19 protein-coding genes and 1 tRNA gene are annotated in these 19056 nt (G+C 65.0%); 11 read left to right on the top strand and 9 right to left on the bottom strand.

Annotated features, from left to right (window positions below; translation table 11 throughout):
• Positions 1–86: 86 nt before the first annotated feature.
• Both AC25MA_RS14560 and AC25MA_RS14555 read right to left on the bottom strand, forming a co-directional pair.
• Positions 87–560, bottom strand: coding sequence for a WbuC family cupin fold metalloprotein (locus AC25MA_RS14560; RefSeq protein WP_088852563.1), 474 nt, complete (start codon positions 558–560; stop codon positions 87–89).
• 2 nt (positions 561–562) lie between these two features.
• Positions 563–1120: a hypoxanthine-guanine phosphoribosyltransferase gene (locus tag AC25MA_RS14555; RefSeq protein WP_062364638.1), complete on the bottom strand. Its 558-nt coding sequence runs from the start codon at positions 1118–1120 to the stop codon at positions 563–565.
• A gap of 165 nt (positions 1121–1285) precedes the next feature.
• Between AC25MA_RS14555 and upp the strand changes: the two genes are divergently transcribed.
• Both upp and AC25MA_RS14545 read left to right on the top strand, forming a co-directional pair.
• On the top strand, positions 1286–1924 hold the full coding sequence (gene upp / locus AC25MA_RS14550; RefSeq protein WP_028691132.1) for a uracil phosphoribosyltransferase: 639 nt from the start codon (positions 1286–1288) through the stop codon (positions 1922–1924).
• 2 nt (positions 1925–1926) lie between these two features.
• Positions 1927–3201: a uracil-xanthine permease family protein gene (locus AC25MA_RS14545; protein ID WP_062364640.1), complete on the top strand. Its 1275-nt coding sequence runs from the start codon at positions 1927–1929 to the stop codon at positions 3199–3201.
• Between the two features lie 60 nt (positions 3202–3261).
• Here AC25MA_RS14545 and hemH read toward each other — a convergent pair whose 3' ends face one another.
• Both hemH and AC25MA_RS14535 read right to left on the bottom strand, forming a co-directional pair.
• Positions 3262–4275 (bottom strand): ferrochelatase, encoded by a 1014-nt coding sequence (gene hemH, locus AC25MA_RS14540; RefSeq protein ID WP_486972139.1) that lies wholly within the window; start codon positions 4273–4275, stop codon positions 3262–3264.
• 13 nt (positions 4276–4288) lie between these two features.
• Positions 4289–5194 carry a TIGR01777 family oxidoreductase gene (locus tag AC25MA_RS14535; RefSeq protein WP_028691135.1) on the bottom strand — a complete coding sequence of 302 codons (906 nt, stop codon included), beginning with the start codon at positions 5192–5194 and terminating at the stop codon, positions 4289–4291.
• Between the two features lie 186 nt (positions 5195–5380).
• Between AC25MA_RS14535 and AC25MA_RS14530 the strand changes: the two genes are divergently transcribed.
• The 5 genes from AC25MA_RS14530 (at position 5381) to AC25MA_RS14510 (ending at position 10438) form a co-directional block, all read left to right on the top strand.
• Complete coding sequence (locus tag AC25MA_RS14530; RefSeq protein WP_028691136.1) at positions 5381–6367, top strand: NAD(P)/FAD-dependent oxidoreductase; 987 nt, start codon at positions 5381–5383, stop codon at positions 6365–6367.
• A 106-nt stretch (positions 6368–6473) separates the two neighbouring features.
• Positions 6474–7442: a DUF523 and DUF1722 domain-containing protein gene (locus AC25MA_RS14525; protein WP_028691137.1), complete on the top strand. Its 969-nt coding sequence runs from the start codon at positions 6474–6476 to the stop codon at positions 7440–7442.
• Positions 7432–8307, top strand: coding sequence for a MerR family transcriptional regulator (locus AC25MA_RS14520; protein ID WP_486972138.1), 876 nt, complete (start codon positions 7432–7434; stop codon positions 8305–8307). Before AC25MA_RS14525 ends, AC25MA_RS14520 begins: the two co-directional genes overlap by 11 nt.
• 11 nt (positions 8308–8318) lie before the next feature.
• On the top strand, positions 8319–9761 hold the full coding sequence (gene phrB, locus AC25MA_RS14515) for a deoxyribodipyrimidine photo-lyase (RefSeq protein WP_062364642.1): 1443 nt from the start codon (positions 8319–8321) through the stop codon (positions 9759–9761).
• Positions 9758–10438, top strand: coding sequence for an SDR family NAD(P)-dependent oxidoreductase (locus AC25MA_RS14510; protein WP_062364644.1), 681 nt, complete (start codon positions 9758–9760; stop codon positions 10436–10438). The genes phrB and AC25MA_RS14510 overlap by 4 nt, the downstream gene beginning before the upstream one ends.
• Before the next feature lie 9 nt (positions 10439–10447).
• Here AC25MA_RS14510 and murI read toward each other — a convergent pair whose 3' ends face one another.
• Genes murI through hemA form a run of 5 tightly spaced genes read right to left on the bottom strand, consistent with a single transcriptional unit; the run spans position 10448 to position 15174 of the window.
• Positions 10448–11245, bottom strand: coding sequence for a glutamate racemase (gene murI, locus AC25MA_RS14505; protein WP_028691141.1), 798 nt, complete (start codon positions 11243–11245; stop codon positions 10448–10450).
• Entirely contained in the window at positions 11238–11993 is a 756-nt protein-coding gene (locus AC25MA_RS14500) for a molybdopterin-synthase adenylyltransferase MoeB (protein ID WP_028691142.1), read from the bottom strand. Before AC25MA_RS14500 ends, murI begins: the two co-directional genes overlap by 8 nt.
• Positions 11987–12817, bottom strand: coding sequence for a peptide chain release factor N(5)-glutamine methyltransferase (gene prmC / locus AC25MA_RS14495; RefSeq protein ID WP_028691143.1), 831 nt, complete (start codon positions 12815–12817; stop codon positions 11987–11989). The genes AC25MA_RS14500 and prmC overlap by 7 nt, the downstream gene beginning before the upstream one ends.
• Positions 12818–13900 carry a peptide chain release factor 1 gene (prfA, locus tag AC25MA_RS14490; RefSeq protein ID WP_486972137.1) on the bottom strand — a complete coding sequence of 361 codons (1083 nt, stop codon included), beginning with the start codon at positions 13898–13900 and terminating at the stop codon, positions 12818–12820.
• A complete protein-coding gene (gene hemA / locus AC25MA_RS14485) occupies positions 13897–15174 on the bottom strand; it encodes a glutamyl-tRNA reductase (protein ID WP_062364645.1) in 1278 nt (425 codons plus the stop codon). Before hemA ends, prfA begins: the two co-directional genes overlap by 4 nt.
• Positions 15175–15733: 559 nt before the next feature.
• Here hemA and AC25MA_RS14480 point away from each other — a divergent pair.
• The 4 genes from AC25MA_RS14480 (at position 15734) to AC25MA_RS14465 (ending at position 19036) form a co-directional block, all read left to right on the top strand.
• On the top strand, positions 15734–17455 hold the full coding sequence (locus AC25MA_RS14480) for a tetratricopeptide repeat protein (RefSeq protein ID WP_062364647.1): 1722 nt from the start codon (positions 15734–15736) through the stop codon (positions 17453–17455).
• A gap of 3 nt (positions 17456–17458) precedes the next feature.
• The gene (gene lolB, locus AC25MA_RS14475; protein WP_486972136.1) at positions 17459–18076 is read left to right on the top strand and encodes a lipoprotein insertase outer membrane protein LolB; all 618 of its coding nucleotides are present in this window, start codon (positions 17459–17461) and stop codon (positions 18074–18076) included.
• A gap of 4 nt (positions 18077–18080) precedes the next feature.
• Positions 18081–18941, top strand: coding sequence for a 4-(cytidine 5'-diphospho)-2-C-methyl-D-erythritol kinase (ispE, locus tag AC25MA_RS14470; protein ID WP_186596436.1), 861 nt, complete (start codon positions 18081–18083; stop codon positions 18939–18941).
• 20 nt (positions 18942–18961) lie between these two features.
• Positions 18962–19036: transfer RNA gene (locus AC25MA_RS14465), tRNA-Gln, on the top strand.
• Positions 19037–19056: the final 20 nt, after the last annotated feature.

The raw sequence follows: 19056 nt of genomic DNA, 5'->3' as shown, positions 1-19056 counted from the left end.
TGGCATGAGCAGGCACTCTACGCACAGGCTCTGTCGGGGGGCAAGTCGCAGCAGCGAACCGCCGCTCCCGCGATGAGAGAGCGAGCTCAATCGAACTGGGCGCGCATCCAGGCGTGATACTCGGTAACACCCGCTTCGCCTTCACGCGGCGCCCAGTGAGCGTGCTCTCCCTCGCCCACCGGCCGGTACGGCCCGGCCTTGCACTCGAACATCACGCTGTCTGCCTCGAGCACCACCAAACCGTGGTAGGTCCCGGGCGCCAGGTCGACCCCCAGGCACTCGCCGCCCGCCAGCAGTACACGCTTGTCGATTACCTCACCCTGATCATCAAAGATCAACAGCCCCAGGCACCCTTTGAGCACGATCAGAGCCTCGGCCTTGTCATCACTCAGGTGCCGGTGCGGCGGAATGTAGGTGTGCGGCTGCAACCCCACTGCCATGCGATGGCAAGGTTCCTCCATCTGGTGGAAGTTGTGGTGTTGACGCCCACGCGGGCTTTCGCTGGCCTTCTGCGCCAGCCCGTCGAACAACGACTGATCGAGGAACGCAGGCTGGCGCATGATCACAGCCCCTTGACCGCGAAGATACCGTTGGCGTTGCGCCAGTAACCCTTGTAGTCCATGCCGTAGCCGAAGATGTAGCGGTCGATGCATGGCAGGCCGGTGTAGGTGGCCTTCAGGTCCGGACTGGCCTTGCGGTCGTGGTCCTTGTCGATCAGCACGGCGGTATGCACCGCACGGGCGCCGGCGTGCTTGCAGAACTCGATGATGGCGCTGAGGGTGTGGCCCTCGTCGAGGATGTCGTCGACGATCAGCACGTCGCGGTCGATGAACGACACTTCCGGCTTGGCCTTCCAGAACAGCTCGCCGCCGCTGGTGGTGTTGCGGTAGCGGGTGGCATGCAGGTACGAGGCTTCCAGCGGGAACTGCAGGTGGGTCAGCAGCTTGCCAGAGAAGATCAGGCCGCCGTTCATCACGCAGAAGACCACCGGGTTCTTGTCGTGCAGGTCCTGGCAGATCTGCTTGCCGACCTCGGCGATGGCGGCCTCGACCTCGGCTTCGTTGTACAGGCAATCAGCCTCGCGCATCACTTGACGGATATGCTCGAGATCGGCGGACATGGCGCTCTCCAGGGGGTGCGTTTTGGAAAAGCGGGCAAAGGTACGCATCCGCTCGTCCCAGATCAAGCCTTTATGGACTAACGTGCACAATGACTGCACGACATCAAGGAATGAATAGATTAATCTAGCGCGGTTTTTTTGCCCGCCTCCCGGAGCCCTCCCCCTATGCCTACTCGTGAGATCCGCCATCCGCTGATCCGCCACAAGCTCGGCCTGATGCGCCGTGCCGATATCAGCACCAAGAATTTTCGCGAACTCGCCCAGGAAGTCGGTGCACTGCTGACCTATGAAGCCACCCAGGACCTGCCGCTCGAGACCTACGAGATCGACGGCTGGTGCGGCAAGGTGCAAGTCGAGAAAATCGCCGGCAAGAAGATCACCGTCGTGCCGATCCTGCGCGCTGGCATCGGCATGCTCGACGGCGTGCTCAGCCTGGTCCCCGGGGCCAAGGTGAGTGCCGTGGGCGTTGCCCGCAACGAGGAAACCCTCGAAGCCCACACCTACCTCGAGAAACTCGCGCCGGACATCAACCAGCGCCTGGCCCTGATCATCGACCCGATGCTGGCCACCGGCGGCTCGATGGTCGCCACCATCGACCTGCTGAAAAAGGCCGGCTGCAAGGAAATCCGGGCCATGGTCCTGGTCGCGGCCCCCGAAGGCATCGCCGTGGTGGAGAAAGCCCACCCCGACGTGCAGATCTACACCGCCTCGATCGACCAACGCCTGAACGAACACGGCTACATCGTCCCAGGCCTGGGTGATGCCGGCGACAAGATCTTCGGCACCAAGCAGAAGGACGCCTGATCATGCAGGACGGCTTCAACGACCCGCTCTGGCGTCAGGTCGTCTCGGGCGCGCAGATGCTCTTCGTGGCATTCGGCGCGCTGGTGCTGATGCCGCTGATCACCGGCCTCGACCCCAACGTGGCCCTGTTCACCGCAGGCATCGGCACCCTGCTGTTCCAGCTGGTCACGGGCCGCCAGGTCCCGGTGTTCCTGGCCTCGAGTTTTGCCTTCATCACCCCGATCATCCTCGCCAAGGGCCAGTTCGGCCTGGCCGAGACCATGGGCGGCGTGATGGCGGCAGGCTTCGTGTACACCTTCATGGGCCTGATGGTGAAGATCAAGGGCACCGGTTTCATCGACCGCATGCTGCCGCCGGTGGTGATCGGCCCGGTGATCATCTCCATCGGCCTGGCCATGGCGCCGATCGCCGCCAACATGGCGATGGGCAAGGCCGGCGACGGCAGCGTACTGCTGCCGTACAAGACCGCCATGATGATCTCCATGCCGGCGCTGTTGACCACCCTGATCGTGGCCGTGTTCGGCAAGGGCATCTTCCGCCTGGTGCCGATCATCGCCGGCGTGCTGGTGGGCTTCGCCCTGTCGTTCGCCTTCGGCGTGGTCGACACCGCCAAGATCGCCGCGGCCCCCTGGCTGGAGCTGCCCAACTTCACCGCGCCGGCCTTCAACTGGCAGGCCATCCTGTTCATCGTGCCAGTGGCCCTGGCCCCAGCGATCGAACACATTGGCGGTGTGATCGCGGTAGGCAGCGTGACCGGCCGCGACTACCTGAAAAAGCCCGGCCTGCACCGCACGCTGCTGGGTGACGGCCTGGCCACCACCGCCGCCGGCCTGTTCGGCGGCCCGCCCAACACCACCTACGCCGAAGTGACCGGCGCGGTGATGCTGACCAAGAACTACAACCCGAAGATCATGACCTGGGCGGCGGTATTCGCTATCACCCTGGCCTTCATCGGCAAGTTCGGCGCGCTGCTGCAGAGCATTCCGGTACCGGTGATGGGCGGCATTCTCTGCCTGCTGTTCGGCTCGATCGCGGCGGTGGGCATGAACACCATGATCCGCCACAAGATCGACCTGGCCGAGGCGCGCAACCTTGTGATCGTTTCGGTGACCCTGGTGTTCGGCATCGGCGGCGTGCTGATCGGCAGCGGCGACGGCCCGGACGATTGGGGCCTGAAGGGCATCGCCTTGTGCGCCGTGGTGGCCATTGCCCTGAACCTGATCCTGCCGGGCAACGATGGCTGGAAGAACAAGAAACTGGATGACCAGTTGCCTTGAGTCTTCATTGAAATCCTGGGGCCGCCTTGCGGCCCCTCGTTTCAAAGCCAGGCGAGTTTCTCAGACCTTCTCGCACATCCCCGCCAACACCCTCACCCACTCCGGGTGATCATTCAGGCACGGCACCAGCACCAGCTCCTTCCCGCCCGCCTCGATGAACTGCTCCTTGCCCCGATCGCCAATCTCCTCCAGCGTCTCGATGCAATCGGCGACGAACGCCGGGCACATAACCAGCAGCTTCTTCACACCCGCCTTGCCCAGCTCATCCAGGCGCGTCTCGGTGTAGGGTTCGATCCACTTTGCCCGGCCCAGGCGCGACTGGAACGACACCGACCACTTGCCGTCCGGGATGCCCATCTTCTGCGCGAACGCCCTGGCCGTGGCCAGGCACTGGCCGCGATAGCACACCGCACGCATCTCGGCGCTGGCGTCCTTGCAGCAGTCGGCGGCCTGGAAGTCGTGGTTGCCGGTGGGATCGAGCTTCTTCAAGTGCCGCTCGGGCAAACCATGGAAGCTCAGCAGCAGGTGATCATAATCCTGTTCCAGATACGGGCGGGCGCTAGCCACCAGGGCATCGATGTAGTCTGGGTGGTCGTAGAACGGCCGCAGAATGCGGGTCTGCAAAGGCAGCTTGCGCTCGGCGATGGTCTGTTTCGCCAACTCCACGACCGTGGTCACGGTGCTGTCGGCGAACTGTGGATAGAGCGGCGCCAGCGTGACCTTGCGCACCCCTCGCGCGGCCAGGCGCTCCAAGACTTCCGGCAGCGCCGGTTGGCCGTAGCGCATGGCGATCTCCACCGGCCCATGGGGCCAATGGGCCATCATCGCCTGCTGCAGACGGCGGGTCAGCACCACCAGCGGCGAGCCCTCGTCCCACCAGATCGAGGCGTAGGCATGGGCCGACTGCTCGGGGCGCTTGATCAGGATCAGCGACACCAGCAATCGCCGCACCGGCCAGGGCAGGTCTATCACGTACGGGTCCATGAGGAACTGGTTGAGGTAACGGCGCACGTCGGCCACCGAGGTGGAGGCCGGCGAACCCAGGTTGACCAGCAGCAGGGCGTGATCAGTCATGCAGCGTCCTATGTCAGAGGCGGCTGGACAGGTTGTCCAGGGCCGATTGCAGATCGTTGAAACGGAACGTGAAGCCCGCCGCCAGCAGCCGCACCGGGCGCGCGCGCTGGCCACCGAGCAGCAGCGTCGACAGCTCGCCGAGCCCGGCCTTGAGCAGCAGCGCCGGCATCGGCATGAACGCCGGGCGATGCAAGGTGCGCCCCAGGCGCTTGGCGAACTCTCGATTGCGCACCGGCTCCGGCGCGCAGGCATTATAGGGACCGCTGGCTTCGTTGTGCTGCAAGAGAAAATCAATCAGGCCGATTTGGTCGTCGATATGCACCCAGGGCATCCACTGCCGACCATCGCCCAGCGGCCCCCCCAGGCCCAGCTTGTAAGGCAGACGCAGGCGCGACAAAAAGCCGCCATCGGCGGCCAGCACCAGGCCGGTACGCACCAGCACCACGCGGATTCCCAGGGCCTCGGCACGCTGGGCGGTTTCCTCCCAGGCGATGCACAGCTGGCTGGCGAAGTCCTCTTTCACTGGCGGCGAAGCCTCGGTCAGCTCACGCTCGCCACCGTCACCGTACCAGCCCACCGCCGAGCCGGAGATCAGCACCTGCGGCCGGCGCTCACGGCGCTCCAGCCAGGCCAGCAACTGCTCGGTGAGGGTCACCCGGCTGGTCCAGAGCAGATTGCGTCGCGCTGCGGTCCAGGGCCGGTCAGCGATCGGCGCACCGGCCAGGTTGACCACCGCGTCGACCTCGTCTTCATCGGCAATGTCCTCCAGCCGGGCGACGCCCCGCACGCCGGTGCCACAGATTTTCGCCACCTGTTCAGGGCGCCGGCTCCAGACCGTCAGGCGATGCCCTTGCTGGCGCCACACCTGGCACAGGTGTTGGCCGATCAGGCCGGTACCGCCGGTCAGCAATATATGCATGGCTGTGTCCTCACACTGGGCGGCCGTGGTCTATTTTTAAGATCAAGGCACTTTTTTGACCGAACGCTCTCGGATAAACATAGGCCAACCTGCCTATCGAGCGGAATAACCTTATACAAACATCGTGCATTGTACAGGTTTACCTGGCAGCGTAGGCTGCGTATAGCTAGGTTCGAAGAGGCCATCATGACAGTACCTATTGCCATCATCGGTGCCGGAATCGCCGGTTTGTCCGCCGCCCAGGCCCTGCAAAAGGCCGGACAGACCGTTCATTTGTTCGACAAGGGCCACGGCAGCGGCGGACGCATGGCCAGCAAGCGCAGCGATGCCGGCGCCCTGGACCTCGGTGCCCAATACTTCACCGCCCGCGACCGGCGCTTTGTCGAACAGGTCCAGCAATGGGTGGCCAATGGCTGGGCTGCGCAGTGGAAACCGCAGCTGTACAACTACCGCGATGGCGAACTGACCCCCTCCCCCGACGAACAAACCCGATGGGTCGGCGTGCCGCGCATGAGCGCCATCACTCGCGGCCTGCTCAAGGATGTCACGGTGAACTTCGGCTGCCGCATCGCCGAGGTGTTCCGCGGCAAGCAATACTGGCACTTGCAGGACACCGAAGGCTGCAGCCATGGGCCGTTCAGCCAGGTGGTGATCGCCGTGCCGGCGCCCCAGGCCACCCCGTTGCTGGCCGCCGCCCCCAAACTCGCGGCGGTTGCCGCCGGGGTGCAAATGGAGCCGACCTGGGCCGTTGCCCTGGGCTTCCAGACACCACTGGAAACCCCTATGCAGGGCTGCTTCGTGCAAGACAGCCCGCTCGACTGGCTGGCGCGCAACCGCAGTAAACCGGGCCGTGACGAGCACCTCGACACCTGGGTGCTGCATGCCACCTCCAACTGGAGCAAACAGCACATCGACCTGCCCAAGGAAGAAGTGATCGAGCAGTTGTGGGGAGAATTTGCCGAATTGGTCGGCTGCGTTGTCCCCGCACCGACCTTTGCGCTTGCCCACCGCTGGTTGTACGCACGCCCTGCCGTCAATCATGAGTGGGGCACGCTGGCCGATGCCGACCTGGGCCTGTATGCCTGTGGCGACTGGTGCCTGTCCGGTCGGGTCGAAGGGGCGTGGCTCAGCGGCCAGGAAGCCGCTCGACGCCTGCTGGAGCATCTGGAATAATCGAAAGCAAAATTATACAAAAAAATATTCTTGTATAAGTTTTCATCTGTGCTGGAATAGACTTGTACAAACTGTGCAGCCTGTACAAGTCATTCCGGAGACCGCGATGAACGCTTTCCCGCCCAGCGGCAAGCCACGTCTGGCCATCAGCGCCTGCCTGACTGGCCTGAACGTACGCTACAACGCCGGCCACAAAGCCTCCAGCCTCTGTCTCGAACTGCTCGACCAGCATTTCGACTGGGTCCCACTGTGCCCCGAGGTCGCCATTGGCCTGGGCACGCCCCGGGAACCCATTCGCCTGGTGGGCGATCCCGAGCACCCGGCTGTCACCGGTACGCGTAACAATGTCACCGATTTCGCCGGCCCGTTGCGTGCCTACGGCGCGCAGATGGCCGACGAACTCGACGATATCTGCGGCTACATCTTCATGCAAAAGTCACCGTCCTGTGGCCTTGAACGGGTCAAGGTCTACCAGGAGGACGGCCGCCCGGCCCACCAGAATGGCCGGGGCGCCTACGCTGCGGCATTCTGCGAGCGGCGCCCGGACCTGCCGGTCGAAGAGGAAGGCCGGCTGCACGATCCGGTGCTGCGGGAAAACTTCATCGCCCGCGTCTACGCCTACGCCGACTGGCGCCAACTGCTGCGCCAGGGCCTGAGTCGCGGCGCGCTGATCCGTTTCCATGCCCGCTACAAGTACCTGCTGATGGCGCACAATCCCCAGGCGTACCGCGGCCTTGGGCGCCTGCTCGGGAGCATGAGCCGCGACGATGATCCAGCGCAGCTCGGTCCGCGCTACTTCAGCCAGCTGATGCAGGCGCTACGCCGCTGCGCAAGCCGCGGCACCCACGGCAACGTGCTTCAGCACCTGAGCGGCTACCTGCGCAACGACCTCGGCCAGGCGGACAAGGCCGAGCTGCAACAGGTCATCGGCCAGTACCAGAAAGGCGTGGTGCCTTTGGTGGTGCCCTTGACCCTGCTCAAGCACCATCTGCGCCGTCATCCCGATCCCTACCTGCTGCAACAGGCCTACCTGCAACCCCATCCGGAAGACCTCGGACTGCGCAATGCCATCTGACCCCTTGCTGCCCATCGGCGAAGTGGCCCGCTTGACCGGCGTCAACCCAGTTACCCTGCGCGCCTGGGAACGCCGCTACGGCTTGATCACGCCGCAGCGCACGCCCAAGGGGCATCGTCTTTATCCCCAGGACCAGGTGCAGCGCGTCCAGGCCGTGCTGCGCTGGCTGGAGCGTGGCGCTGCGGTGAGCCAGGTGCGCGAACTGCTGGACAATGCCACGCACGCCACCGCGCCGATCCAGGGCGAATGGGGCGAGCGTATCGAACAGCTGATCAAGGCCATCGCCCGGCTTGCCCAGCGTCCCCTGGACCAGCTGATCAACCAGATGATCGCCCTCTACCCTGCTGTGACCGTCTGCGAGCGTCTGCTGCTACCGCTGCTTGAAGCCCTCGAACAGCGCTGGCAAACGCATTTCGACGCCCGGCTGGAACAAGTGTTCTTCCAAGGCTGGCTGCGCAGCAAGCTGGGGGCACGGGTCTATCACGACAGTCACTCGCTCGGTGGCCCCTGCGTACTGCTTGCCCGCACCGACGATGCACCTTTCGATCCGCAATTTTGGCTCTGCGCCTGGCTGCTGAGCAGCAACGGCTACGCTCTGGAGATCCTCGAGTGGTCAGTCGAGCCCCGCCAACTGCGCCAGGCCGTGGAGCAGTTGCGGCCGCAAGCGCTGCTGCTGCACCTCGGTCGCCGCCCCGACCTCGCCGTACTGGGCCGTGCGCTGCAGGACATCAACACGATGAAACTCCTGGGTGGCAACACAGTCACTCTCCATAAGGCGCAATTGCAGGCACTGTCGTTGACTGACCTGCACCTGTTCGACAGCCCGCAAACCGCCTTGCGCCGTCTTCAGCAATCCCGACCTTGAGCCTTCCCCCCATGCAACTGATCTGGCTGCGCAGCGACCTGCGCATCGACGACAACACTGCCCTCGCGGCCGCCTGTCAACGTGGCCCGACCGTGGCCCTCTGGATTGCCAGCCCCGGCCAGTGGCAGGCCCACGACGATGCGCCGTGCAAGGTCGATTTCTGGCTGCGCAACCTGCGACTGCTGCAACAGTCGCTGGCGGCACTGAACATTCCACTGCTGATTCGCACCACCGACACCTGGGCAGATGTCCCTGAATGCGTGCTCGGTGTCTGCCGTCAGCACCGCATAGAGGCCGTGCACTGGAACGACGAATACGGCATCAACGAGGCACGGCGGGACCAAGCGACATATGAAGCGCTGCAGCAAGCCGGGATCAGCGCCACCGGCCACCTCGACCAGCTGCTGTTCAGACCCGGCAGCGTGCTGACCCGCACCGGCCAGTACTTCCAGGTATTCAGCCAGTTCAAGCGAGTCTGCCTGGAGCACCTGCACCGCAGCCTCCCGCCGCTGGTTCAATCGGTACAGGCCCAGCAGTCCCTCGGTATTCATGGCGACGCCATCCCGCCGCAGATCGAAGGCTTCGAGCCCCCTTCCGACACCCTGCGCCAGCACTGGCCTGCAGGCGAGGATGAAGGCAGGCGGCGGCTACAGCGCTTCGTCGACGAAACCATCGACGACTACGCCCAACTGCGCGACCTGCCTGCCAAGGCAGGCACCAGCCAGTTGTCCCCCTATCTCGCCGCTGGCGTGCTCTCGCCGCGCCAGTGCCTACACGCGGCACTGGCGAGCAACAGGGGCGAATTCGACAGCGGCAGCGTCGGCGTGCAGACCTGGGTCAACGAGCTGCTGTGGCGCGAGTTCTACAAGCACACCCTGGTGGGCTACCCCCGAGTCTCCCGGCACCGCGCCTTCCGGCCGCAGACAGAAGCATTGCCCTGGCGCGACGCACCCGCCGACCTGCAGGCCTGGAAAGAGGGCCGAACCGGCTTCCCCCTCATCGATGCCGCCATGCGCCAGCTGCTGCACACTGGCTGGATGCACAACCGCTTGCGCATGATCGTCGCCATGTTCCTCAGCAAGAACCTGCTGATCGACTGGCGGCATGGCGAACGGCATTTCATGCGTCACCTGATAGACGGGGACCTGGCCGCCAACAACGGTGGCTGGCAGTGGAGCGCCTCGACGGGGACCGATGCGGTGCCCTATTTCCGAATCTTCAACCCCGTTACCCAATCGCAGCGTTTCGACCCCAAGGGAACCTTCATCCGTCATTGGTTGCCTGAGCTGGAAGAAAAAGATGATCGATCGATCCATCAACCGGTGAAATCTACGGATCTATTTGCTACTAATTATTACCTGAGTCCGATAGTCGATCTCGATAGCAGTCGCCAAAGAGCACTGGAGGCCTTCAAAGGCTTGTCCAACTGGCAGGATCAGAGGCATAACGCATGACACGTCGTTTCTGGGTCACAGGAGCCAGCCACGGAGTTGGGCTGGCGTTGGTGGGACAGTTGCTCGCATCGGGGCATCAGGTTGCCGCCAGTGGCAGGGATAGCCAGGAACTGGACACATTGGGCCAACAGCACGGCGCACGCCTGCTGCGCCTTCCCGCCCCCTTGCCGGAAGCGAGCCAACGGCTTCTGGCGAAATGGGGCGCACTCGACAGCCTGATCATCAACGCCGGCACCTGCGACTACCTGCCAGATGCTGTAGCGGATGGGGAGGTGTTCGAGCAGATCATCAGCAGCAACCTGCTGGCCACGCAGCAGTGCCTGGCCGGCGCCCTGTCACTGCTGGCCAAGGGCGAGAAACCACAGGTCATGGCCATCCTCAGTCGCTACTCGGCGTTGCAGCTGTTCGAGCCGAACCAGCCGCTCAGTGGCGGCAACAGCCTGCCGAAGTGGTTGAGCGAGCAACGCAACACCTTGCACGCGCTGGGCATCGACCTGACCGTGGTGGCGCCTCAATCGCTGAAAAACCCGGTGAGCTCGGTGCAGGCCATTCCGGAGCCCTGGACGGCGCAAAGCGCGGCGCAGGAGTTGCTGGCACGCCTGGATCAGCGCCAACCCGAGCTGGTACTGGAGGTGCTCAACCCAGGCGAACTGTGGCCACTGCCCAAGAGCAGCTGACTGCAGGCTTCAAGGCAGAAAGCGCTGCACGCTGCCGGATTGGTTCCACAACAGCGGCAGGACTTTCTGCAGGTTGCCTGGCTCGCCACTGCTCCAGAACGCCGTCGGCTGCGCCGGCCCGTCGCCGAGCAGCCCGCGAGCATCCAGCAGACGTTGCAGTTGGCGCGCCACGGCAGCGCCGGTGTCGATGATCGCCACATCCGCCGGCACCATCTCGGCCAGCATGGGCCGTAGGAACGGATAGTGGGTGCAACCCAGGATCAGGGTGTCGCAGCCGGCCGCCAGCAACGGTTTCACATAACCCGACAGCAACTGGCGCAGTTGCTCGCTGACCAGGTCCCCCGCCTCAATACGCTCGACCAGCCCAGGGCAAGGTTGGGTGATTACCCGCACGTCATTGGCGAAGCGGTCGAGCAAGGCAGCGAACTTGGCGCTTTGCAGGGTACCGGTGGTGGCCAGCACGCCGACCACGCCGGAACGGGTTGCCGCGGCCGCCGGCTTGACCGCCGGCTCCATCCCCACCAACGGCCAGTCCGGGTAAAGCTCGCGCAGGTCGGCCACCGCCGCCACCGTAGCCGTGTTGCAGGCCAGGACCAGCGCCTTGGCGCCCTGCTCATGGAAAAAACCGGCGATTAGTCGCAGGCGCTGGCGAATGTAGTCCGGCGACTTCTCGCCATAGGGCACATGGCCGCTGTCGGCCAGATAGAGCAACGACTCGTTGGGCAGCAGGCGCTGGATCTCGGCCAGCACCGACAAACCGCCAACGCCGGAGTCCATCACACCCACCGGCGCCGAACGCTCAGCCATGGCGATTGCCACACACGGCACAGGCGGGGTCGCGCTTGACCCGCAATTCGCGCATGCGGGTGCTCAGGGCGTCGATCAGCAGCAGGCGGCCGATCAGCGGCTCGCCGAAACCGGCCAGCAACTTCAGCGCTTCCAGTGCCTGCAGGCTGCCGACCAGCCCCACCAGCGGGCCGATTACCCCGGCCTCGCTGCAGGTCAGCTCGGCCTCGCTGCCATGGCCATACAGGCAGTGATAGCAGGGGCTGGTGTCGCGGCGGGTGTCGAACACCGACAACTGGCCCTCAAGGCGGATCGCCGCGCCGCTGACCAACGGTTTGCCCGCAACCACGCAGGCAGCATTGACCGCCTCGCGGGTGCCGAAGTTGTCGGAGCAGTCGAGCACCACATCGACCGCCGCCACTGCGGCGGCCAGCGAATCCTCATCCAGTGCCCGACGATGGGCGACCAGGCTGATCTCCGGGTTGATCGCCTGCAAACGCCTGATGGCCGAATCGACCTTGCTCATGCCGACGCTGTCGCTGTCGTGGATCACCTGGCGTTGCAGGTTGGTCAGGTCGACGGTGTCGAAATCGGCGAGATGCAGCCCGCCGACACCTGCCGCGGCAAGGTACAGCGCCACCGGCGAGCCCAGCCCGCCGAGGCCGATGACCAGCGCCTTGCCGTGTTTCAGGCGCAACTGCCCATCGATATCCACCTGCGACAGCAGGATCTGCCGGCTGTAGCGCAACAGCTCCTGGTCGCTCAGCATGACAGGCGCCCCAGACTGATACGTTCGTGGCCGCCCAGGTCGACACGGCTGGCGACATCGATGAAGCCCGCCGCTGCCAACAGGTCGCGTACAGCAGGCGCCTGGTCATAGCCGTGCTCGAGCAGCAGCCAACCACCGGGCTGCAGGTGTGCCGGGGCCTGGGCGACGATCACCCGCAGGTCGTCCAGCCCGTCTTCGCCGGCCACCAGGGCACTGCTGGGCTCGAAGCGCACGTCACCAGCCACCAGGTGCGGATCGGCGGCGCGGATATAGGGCGGGTTGCTGAGAATCATGTCGAAACGCTCACCCACAAGGGCGTCGAACCAGTGGCTGGCGCGCACCTGGACATTGCCCAGGCCCAGGCGCTCGCGGTTGCGCTCGGCCAAGGCCACGGCCTCGTCGATGCGGTCCACCGCCGTGACCTGCCACGCCGGGCACTCACTGGCCAGGGCCAGGGCGATGGCCCCGGTGCCGGTGCCCAGGTCGAGGACCCGGGCAGGCGTGGGCGGCACGAGTTCGAGGGCGGTTTCCACCAGCAGCTCGGTGTCCGGACGCGGAATCAACGTGTGTGGCGCGACTTCCAGGTCCAGTTTCCAGAACCCCTGCTGGCCGAGGATATAGGCCACCGGCTCACCGGCGCGACGCCGCTCGAGGTAGTCGGCGAACACCTGCGCCGCCTCGCTGCTGACGATGCGCTCGGGCCAGGTGTGCAGGAAGCTGCGCGACTTGCCCAGGGCCGCGGCCAGGAGCAACTCGGCGTCCAGCCGTTCGGTCGGCGAGTCCGGCAACTGCGCGTTGCGCAGCAGGCTGGCGATGATGGTCATTCAATCCCCCAGGGCGGCCAGCTGATCGGCCTGGTATTCGGCCAGCAACGGCTCGATCACGGCCTCCACGCCACCGGCGAGGATATCGTCCAGGGAGTAGAGCGTAAGGTTGATACGGTGGTCGGTGACCCGGCCCTGTGGATAGTTGTAGGTGCGGATGCGCTCGGAACGGTCACCCGAACCCACCAGCAGCTTGCGCTCGCTGGCGATGGCGTTCTGTGCGGCGCTGGTCTGCATGTCGTTCAGCTTGGCCGACAGCCAGGACATGGCGCGGGCACGGTTCTTGTGCTGCGAACGCTCTTCCTGGCACTCGACCACGATGCCGGTAGGCAAGTGGGTGATGCGGATCGCCGAGTCGGTCTTGTTGACGTGCTGGCCGCCGGCGCCGGAGGCGCGGTAGGTGTCCACGCGCAGGTCAGCCGGGTTGATCTCGATCGCCACCTGCTCATCTGGCTCGGGCAGCACCGCCACGGTGCAGGCGGAGGTGTGGATGCGGCCCTGCGATTCGGTTTCCGGGACTCGCTGCACACGGTGCGCGCCGGACTCGAACTTGAGCTTGCCGTAGACGCTGTCGCCTTCGACCCGGGCGATGATCTCCTTGTAGCCGCCGTGCTCGCCTTCGTTCTCGGAGAGGATCTCCAGGCGCCAGCCGCGTTTCTCGGCGTAGCGCGAGTACATGCGGAACAGGTCGCCGGAGAAGATCGCCGCCTCGTCGCCGCCGGTGCCGGCGCGGATCTCGAGGAACACGTTGCGCCCGTCGTTGGGGTCCTTGGGCAGCAGCATGCGCTGTAGTTGCGACTCCAGGGCCACTAGTTGCTCTTTCGCTTCCCGCACTTCTTCGACCGCCATCTCGCGCAGGTCGGGATCGGCGTCCTTGAGCAGCGCCTGGGCGCCTTCGAGGTCGTCCTGGACCTTGCGCCAGCCTTGATAGCAGGCGATCACCGGCTCGACTTCGGCGTACTCGCGGGAGTAGGCGCGAAAACGCATCTGGTCGGAAATGACTTCGGCGTCACCGAGCAGCGCGGTGAGTTCCTCGAAGCGATCCTGGAGCGTGTCCAGTTTGTTCAGCAGCGACGCTTTCATTGCGGGGATTTGTCCGTCGAGCCCTCGTGGAGGGCGAAGAGTTCCTGGGCCATGGCCAGCGCATCGAGGCGGCCTTCGGCGGAGAGCTTTTTCAGTTGCACGCTGGGGGCGTGCAGGAGCTTGTTGGTCAGGCCCCGGGCCAGCTGCATCAGCACGTCCTCGGGATTGCCGCCATTGGCCAACAGGCGCTGGGCTTTTTGCAGTTCTTCGTCGCGCAGGCGCTCGCTCTGCTGGCGGTAGGCCTTGAGCACATCCACCGCCGCCAGCTCGCGCAGGCGCACCATGAAGTCGTCGGCACCGGCCGAGACCAGCTCTTCGGCGGCCTGGGCCGCGCCCTGGCGGCTCTTGAGGTTTTCCGCGACCACTTCGTGCAGGTCGTCGACGGTATAGAGGTAGACGTCGTCCAACTCGCCCACCTGCGGCTCGATGTCACGCGGCACGGCGATGTCGACCATGAAGATCGGCTTGTGCCGGCGCTGCTTCAGCGCGCTTTCCACCGCACCCTTGCCGAGAATCGGCAACTGGCTGGCGGTGGAACTGATGACGATGTCGCTGTTGGCCAGTTCCTGCGGGATGTCCGATAGCAGCACGGCATGGGCGCCGAACTGCTCGGCGAGAATGCTGGCGCGCTCGAGGGTGCGGTTGGCCACGACGATGCGACGCACGCCCTGCTCGTGCAGGTGACGGGCGACCAGGGTGATGGTCTCACCGGCGCCGATCAGCAGCGCCTGGCTGCGGCCCAGGTCGGAGAAGATCTGCCTGGCCAGACTGACCGCGGCGAACGCCACCGAGACCGGGTTTTCGCCGATGGCGGTGTCGGTGCGCACCTGCTTGGCGGCGCTGAAGGTGGCCTGGAACAGGCGCCCCAGCAGCGGCCCGACGGTGCCGGCCTCGCGGGCCACGGCGTAGGCTGACTTCATCTGGCCGAGGATCTGCGGTTCGCCGAGTACCAGCGAATCGAGGCCGGAGGCCACGCGCATCATGTGCCGGACCGCATCGTGCTCTTCATGGACGTAGGCGCTGGCACGCAGTTCGTCGAGGCTCAGCTGGTGGTAGTCGGCCAGCCATTGCAGCACGGCGTCGGCGGCGAGGTGGTCCTGCTCTATATAGAGTTCGCTGCGGTTGCAGGTGGACAGGATCGCCGCCTCGCGGCTAGCGGTCAGTCGGCAGAGCTGCTGCAGGGCGTCGACCAGCTGCTCGGGCGTAAACGCCACGCGCTCGCGTACGTCTACCGAGGCAGTCTTATGGTTGATACCAAGTGCAAGAAAGGCCATGCAAGGTCGCTGGTTGGGACGTGAAGCCGATAATTGTCCTACTTCGCAGGTTTTAGAACAACCACCGTTCGCTATTGTGGCGATGCGGCGTGCCTATCGCTCCACACCGCCCCCCATCCCTGCCGTTGCCGTTGCCGTTGCCGTTGCCGTTGCCGTTGCCGTTGCCGTTGCCGATCTGGAGTCTAGCGCCATACCCAGCTAGCGACAGCTGCGCCAGTCCAGGCGCCGCCCGTACTTTCGCGACTTCAGGAGGCCGAACGCAGGCCTTGCGAAGGGAGGTGACGGGCATGGATGCCCATCAAGCGCTGCGCAAGAACTCCGCTCGGCCTCCTGAAGTCGCAATTGGCGTTGCCTGAACTACCGCGCGCTCAGAAGCAAAAACAAGGGCAAGGGCAAGGGCAAGGGCAGGATGCCTTGGGCTGGTTGCGAACCACCGCCCCGGCGCATTGTCCCTATACTCCGAAGCACCGCTTCACACCACGACCTTCGCAGGTGGGTTTGCCATCGCGCTTGTGTCATCATGCTCCGACCGCCGGTTTAGCCTCTTTAATAAGCCTCTATGAACAAATCCTACGCATTGCTGCTTGCCCTCGCCCTGCTTCAAGGCTGCCAGAGCCTGGCCCCGAAGACGGACGCCCAGTCGCCCGCCACCGATGCCGGCAAGAGCGCGGAAAAGCCCGTGGTGTATGGATCGTTCAAGCAAGACACCCTGTACAGCCTGCTGGTGGCTGAGCTGGCCGGCCAGCGCAACCGCTTCGACATCGCCCTGGCCAACTACGTCGACCAGGCCGAAAAGACCCAGGACCCGGCCGTCTCCGAGCGTGCCTATCGCATCGCCGAATACCTCGGCGCCGACGAACCGGCCCTGGACTCCGCGCTAATCTGGGCCCGCAACGATCCGCAGAATCTCGACGCCCAGCGCGCCGCGGCCATCCAGCTGGCCCGCGCCGGACGCTACGACGAATCCATGACCTACATGGAAAAGGTACTGCAGGGCCAGGGCGACACCCATTTCGACTTCCTCGCCCTGGCGGCGGCCGAGACCGACCAGAACACCCGTGATGGCCTGATGCAGAGCTTCGACCGCCTGCTGGTGAAATACCCCGACAACGGCCAGCTGGTGTTCGGCAAGGCCCTGCTGCTCAATCAGGACGACAAGCCGCAACAAGCCCTCGACCTGCTCGAAGCCCACCCGCCGCAGAACGGCGAGATCGCCCCGGTGCTGCTGCGCGCCCGCCTGCTGCAGGCCCTGGACCGTGGCCCAGAGGCCCTGCCGCTGCTGCGTGGGGCGATCCGCGACAACCCCGAGGACAAGCGCCTGCGCCTGACCTACGCCCGCACCCTGGTCGAGCAGGACCGCATCGACGACGCCAAGGCCGAGTTCGAGAGCCTGCTGCAGCAGTACCCCGAAGACGACGAGATCCGCTACTCGCTGGCCCTGGTATGCCTGGAGACCAAGCACTGGGACGAAGCCGAGGGTTACCTGCAGGAACTGGTCGAACGTGACGCCAACGTCGACGCCGCCCACCTCAACCTGGGCCGCATCCGCGAAGAACGCAGCCAGCCGGCAGCCGCCCTGCGCGAATACGCCCTGGTCGGCCCCGGCCCGGACTACCTGCCAGCGCAACTGCGCCAGGCCGATATCCTCATCGCCAACGGTCGCAGCGCCGAAGCCTCGCGGATACTCGCCGAAGCCCGCGAAGCCCAGCCGGACTACGCCATCCAGCTGTACCTGATCGAAGCCGAAAGCCTGGGCAACAACGGCAAGGAGGCCCAGGCCGGACAAGTGCTGGAGCAAGCGATCAAGCGCTACCCGGACGACCTCAACCTGCTCTACACCCGCGCCATGCTCGCCGAGAAGCGCAACGACCTGGCGCAGATGGAGAAAGACCTGCGCGCCATCCTGGCCCGCGAGCCGGAAAACGCCATGGCCCTCAACGCCCTGGGCTACACCCTGGCCGACCGCACCACCCGCTACAGCGAGGCCAAGGCGCTGATCGACAAGGCGCACCAGCTCACCCCAGACGACCCCGCGGTGCTCGACAGCCTGGGCTGGGTGGCCTATCGCATGGGCAACCTCGAGGAAGCCGAACGCCAGCTGCGCCTGGCCTTCGAGCGCTTCCCCGACCACGAAGTCGCCGCCCACCTGGGCGAAGTCCTCTGGGCCAACGGCAAGCGCCGCGAAGCCCGCCAAGTCTGGGCCAAGGGCTTCGAAGCCCAGGCCGACAGCCCCATCCTGCGCAAGACCTTGCTGCGCCTGACCGGATCCGAGAGCCTTTAAACCATGTTCCTGCGTCATTGCATCACCTTCACCCTTATCGCCCTGCTCGCCGGTTGCGCCGGCTTCGGCAGCAGGGAAGCCGTACAGGGCCAGGGCAACCCGCAGCTGTGGCGCGAGCACAAACAGCAGCTCGGCAGCCTCGACGGCTGGCAGATCAACGGCAAGGTCGGCATCCGCGCCCCGCGCGACTCCGGCAGCGGCACGCTGTTCTGGCTGCAACGCCAGGACTACTACGACATCCGCCTGGCCGGCCCCCTGGGCCGCGGCGCGGCGCGCCTGACCGGGCGCCCCGGAGGCGTGGTCCTGGAAGTGGCCAACCAGGGCCGCTACGAGGCCGCCAACCCCGAGGCGCTGCTGGAGGAACAACTGGGCTGGCGCCTGCCGGTATCGCACCTGGTCTGGTGGGTGCGAGGCCTGCCCGCCCCGGACAGCAAGAGCCAGCTGACCCTCGACGGCGACAGCCGCCTGGCCAGCCTTCACCAGGATGGCTGGCAGGTCGAGTACCTGAGCTATGTGGAGCAGAACGGCTACTGGTTGCCCGAACGGCTGAAGCTGCACGGCGAGAACATCGACGTGACCCTGGTGGTCAAGGACTGGCAGCCACGCCAGCTGGGGCATTGAACCTATGAACAAGCTGACCCTGCCCGCCCCGGCCAAGCTCAACCTCTGGCTGCACATCACCGGCCGCCGCGCCGACGGCTACCACGAGCTGGAAACCGTGTTCCAGTTCCTCGAGCACGGCGACGAGCTGAGCTTCGCCCTGCGCGAGGACGGCCAGATCCGCCTGCAGACTGAAATTGAAGGCGTGCCCCACGACAGCAACCTGATCGTCCGCGCCGCGCGCCTGCTGCAGGCACAGTCCGGCACGCCGCTCGGCGCTGACATCTGGCTACACAAGGTGTTGCCCATGGGCGGCGGCATCGGTGGCGGCAGCTCGGACGCTGCTACCACCCTGCTGGCGCTCGCGCACCTGTGGCAGCTGGACTGGGACGAAGACCGCCTGGCCAGCCTGGGCCTGTCGCTCGGCGCCGATGTGCCGGTGTTTGTCCGGGGCCATGCGGCCTTCGCCCAGGGTGTTGGCGAGCAACTGACCCCGGTCGACCCCGAGGAACCCTGGTATGTCGTGCTGGTGCCGCAAGTGTCTGTCAGCACAGCGGAAATTTTTTCGCATCCGGAGTTGACACGTGATTCCCTCCCCCTTAAGATGCGCCCCGTTCCCGAGGGAAACAGTCGAAATGACTGCCAACCGGTAGTAGAGCAACGGTATCCTGAAGTTCGCAATGCGCTGATTTCACTGGGTAAATTCACCGAAGCACGAATGACCGGCACTGGAAGTTGTGTGTTTGGGGCCTTCCCAAGCAAAGCCGAAGCTGATAAAGTTCTGGCCCTTCTTTCAGAGACCCAAACAGGGTTTGTGGCGAAAGGAAGCAATGTTTCGATGTTGCATCGCAAGCTGCAAGTTCTGATCAAGAAGTCGAGTTCATAAGAATTCGCAGCAACAGATACAGGGGCGTCGCCAAGCGGTAAGGCAGCAGGTTTTGATCCTGCCATGCGTTGGTTCGAATCCAGCCGCCCCTGCCATTTCTTATACTCATCCAGGT

The organism is Pseudomonas sp. P65(2024) (assembly GCF_057480955.1).
Note: the sequence above shows the minus strand (reverse complement) of the source record. Positions and strands in the feature narration are given on the sequence as shown.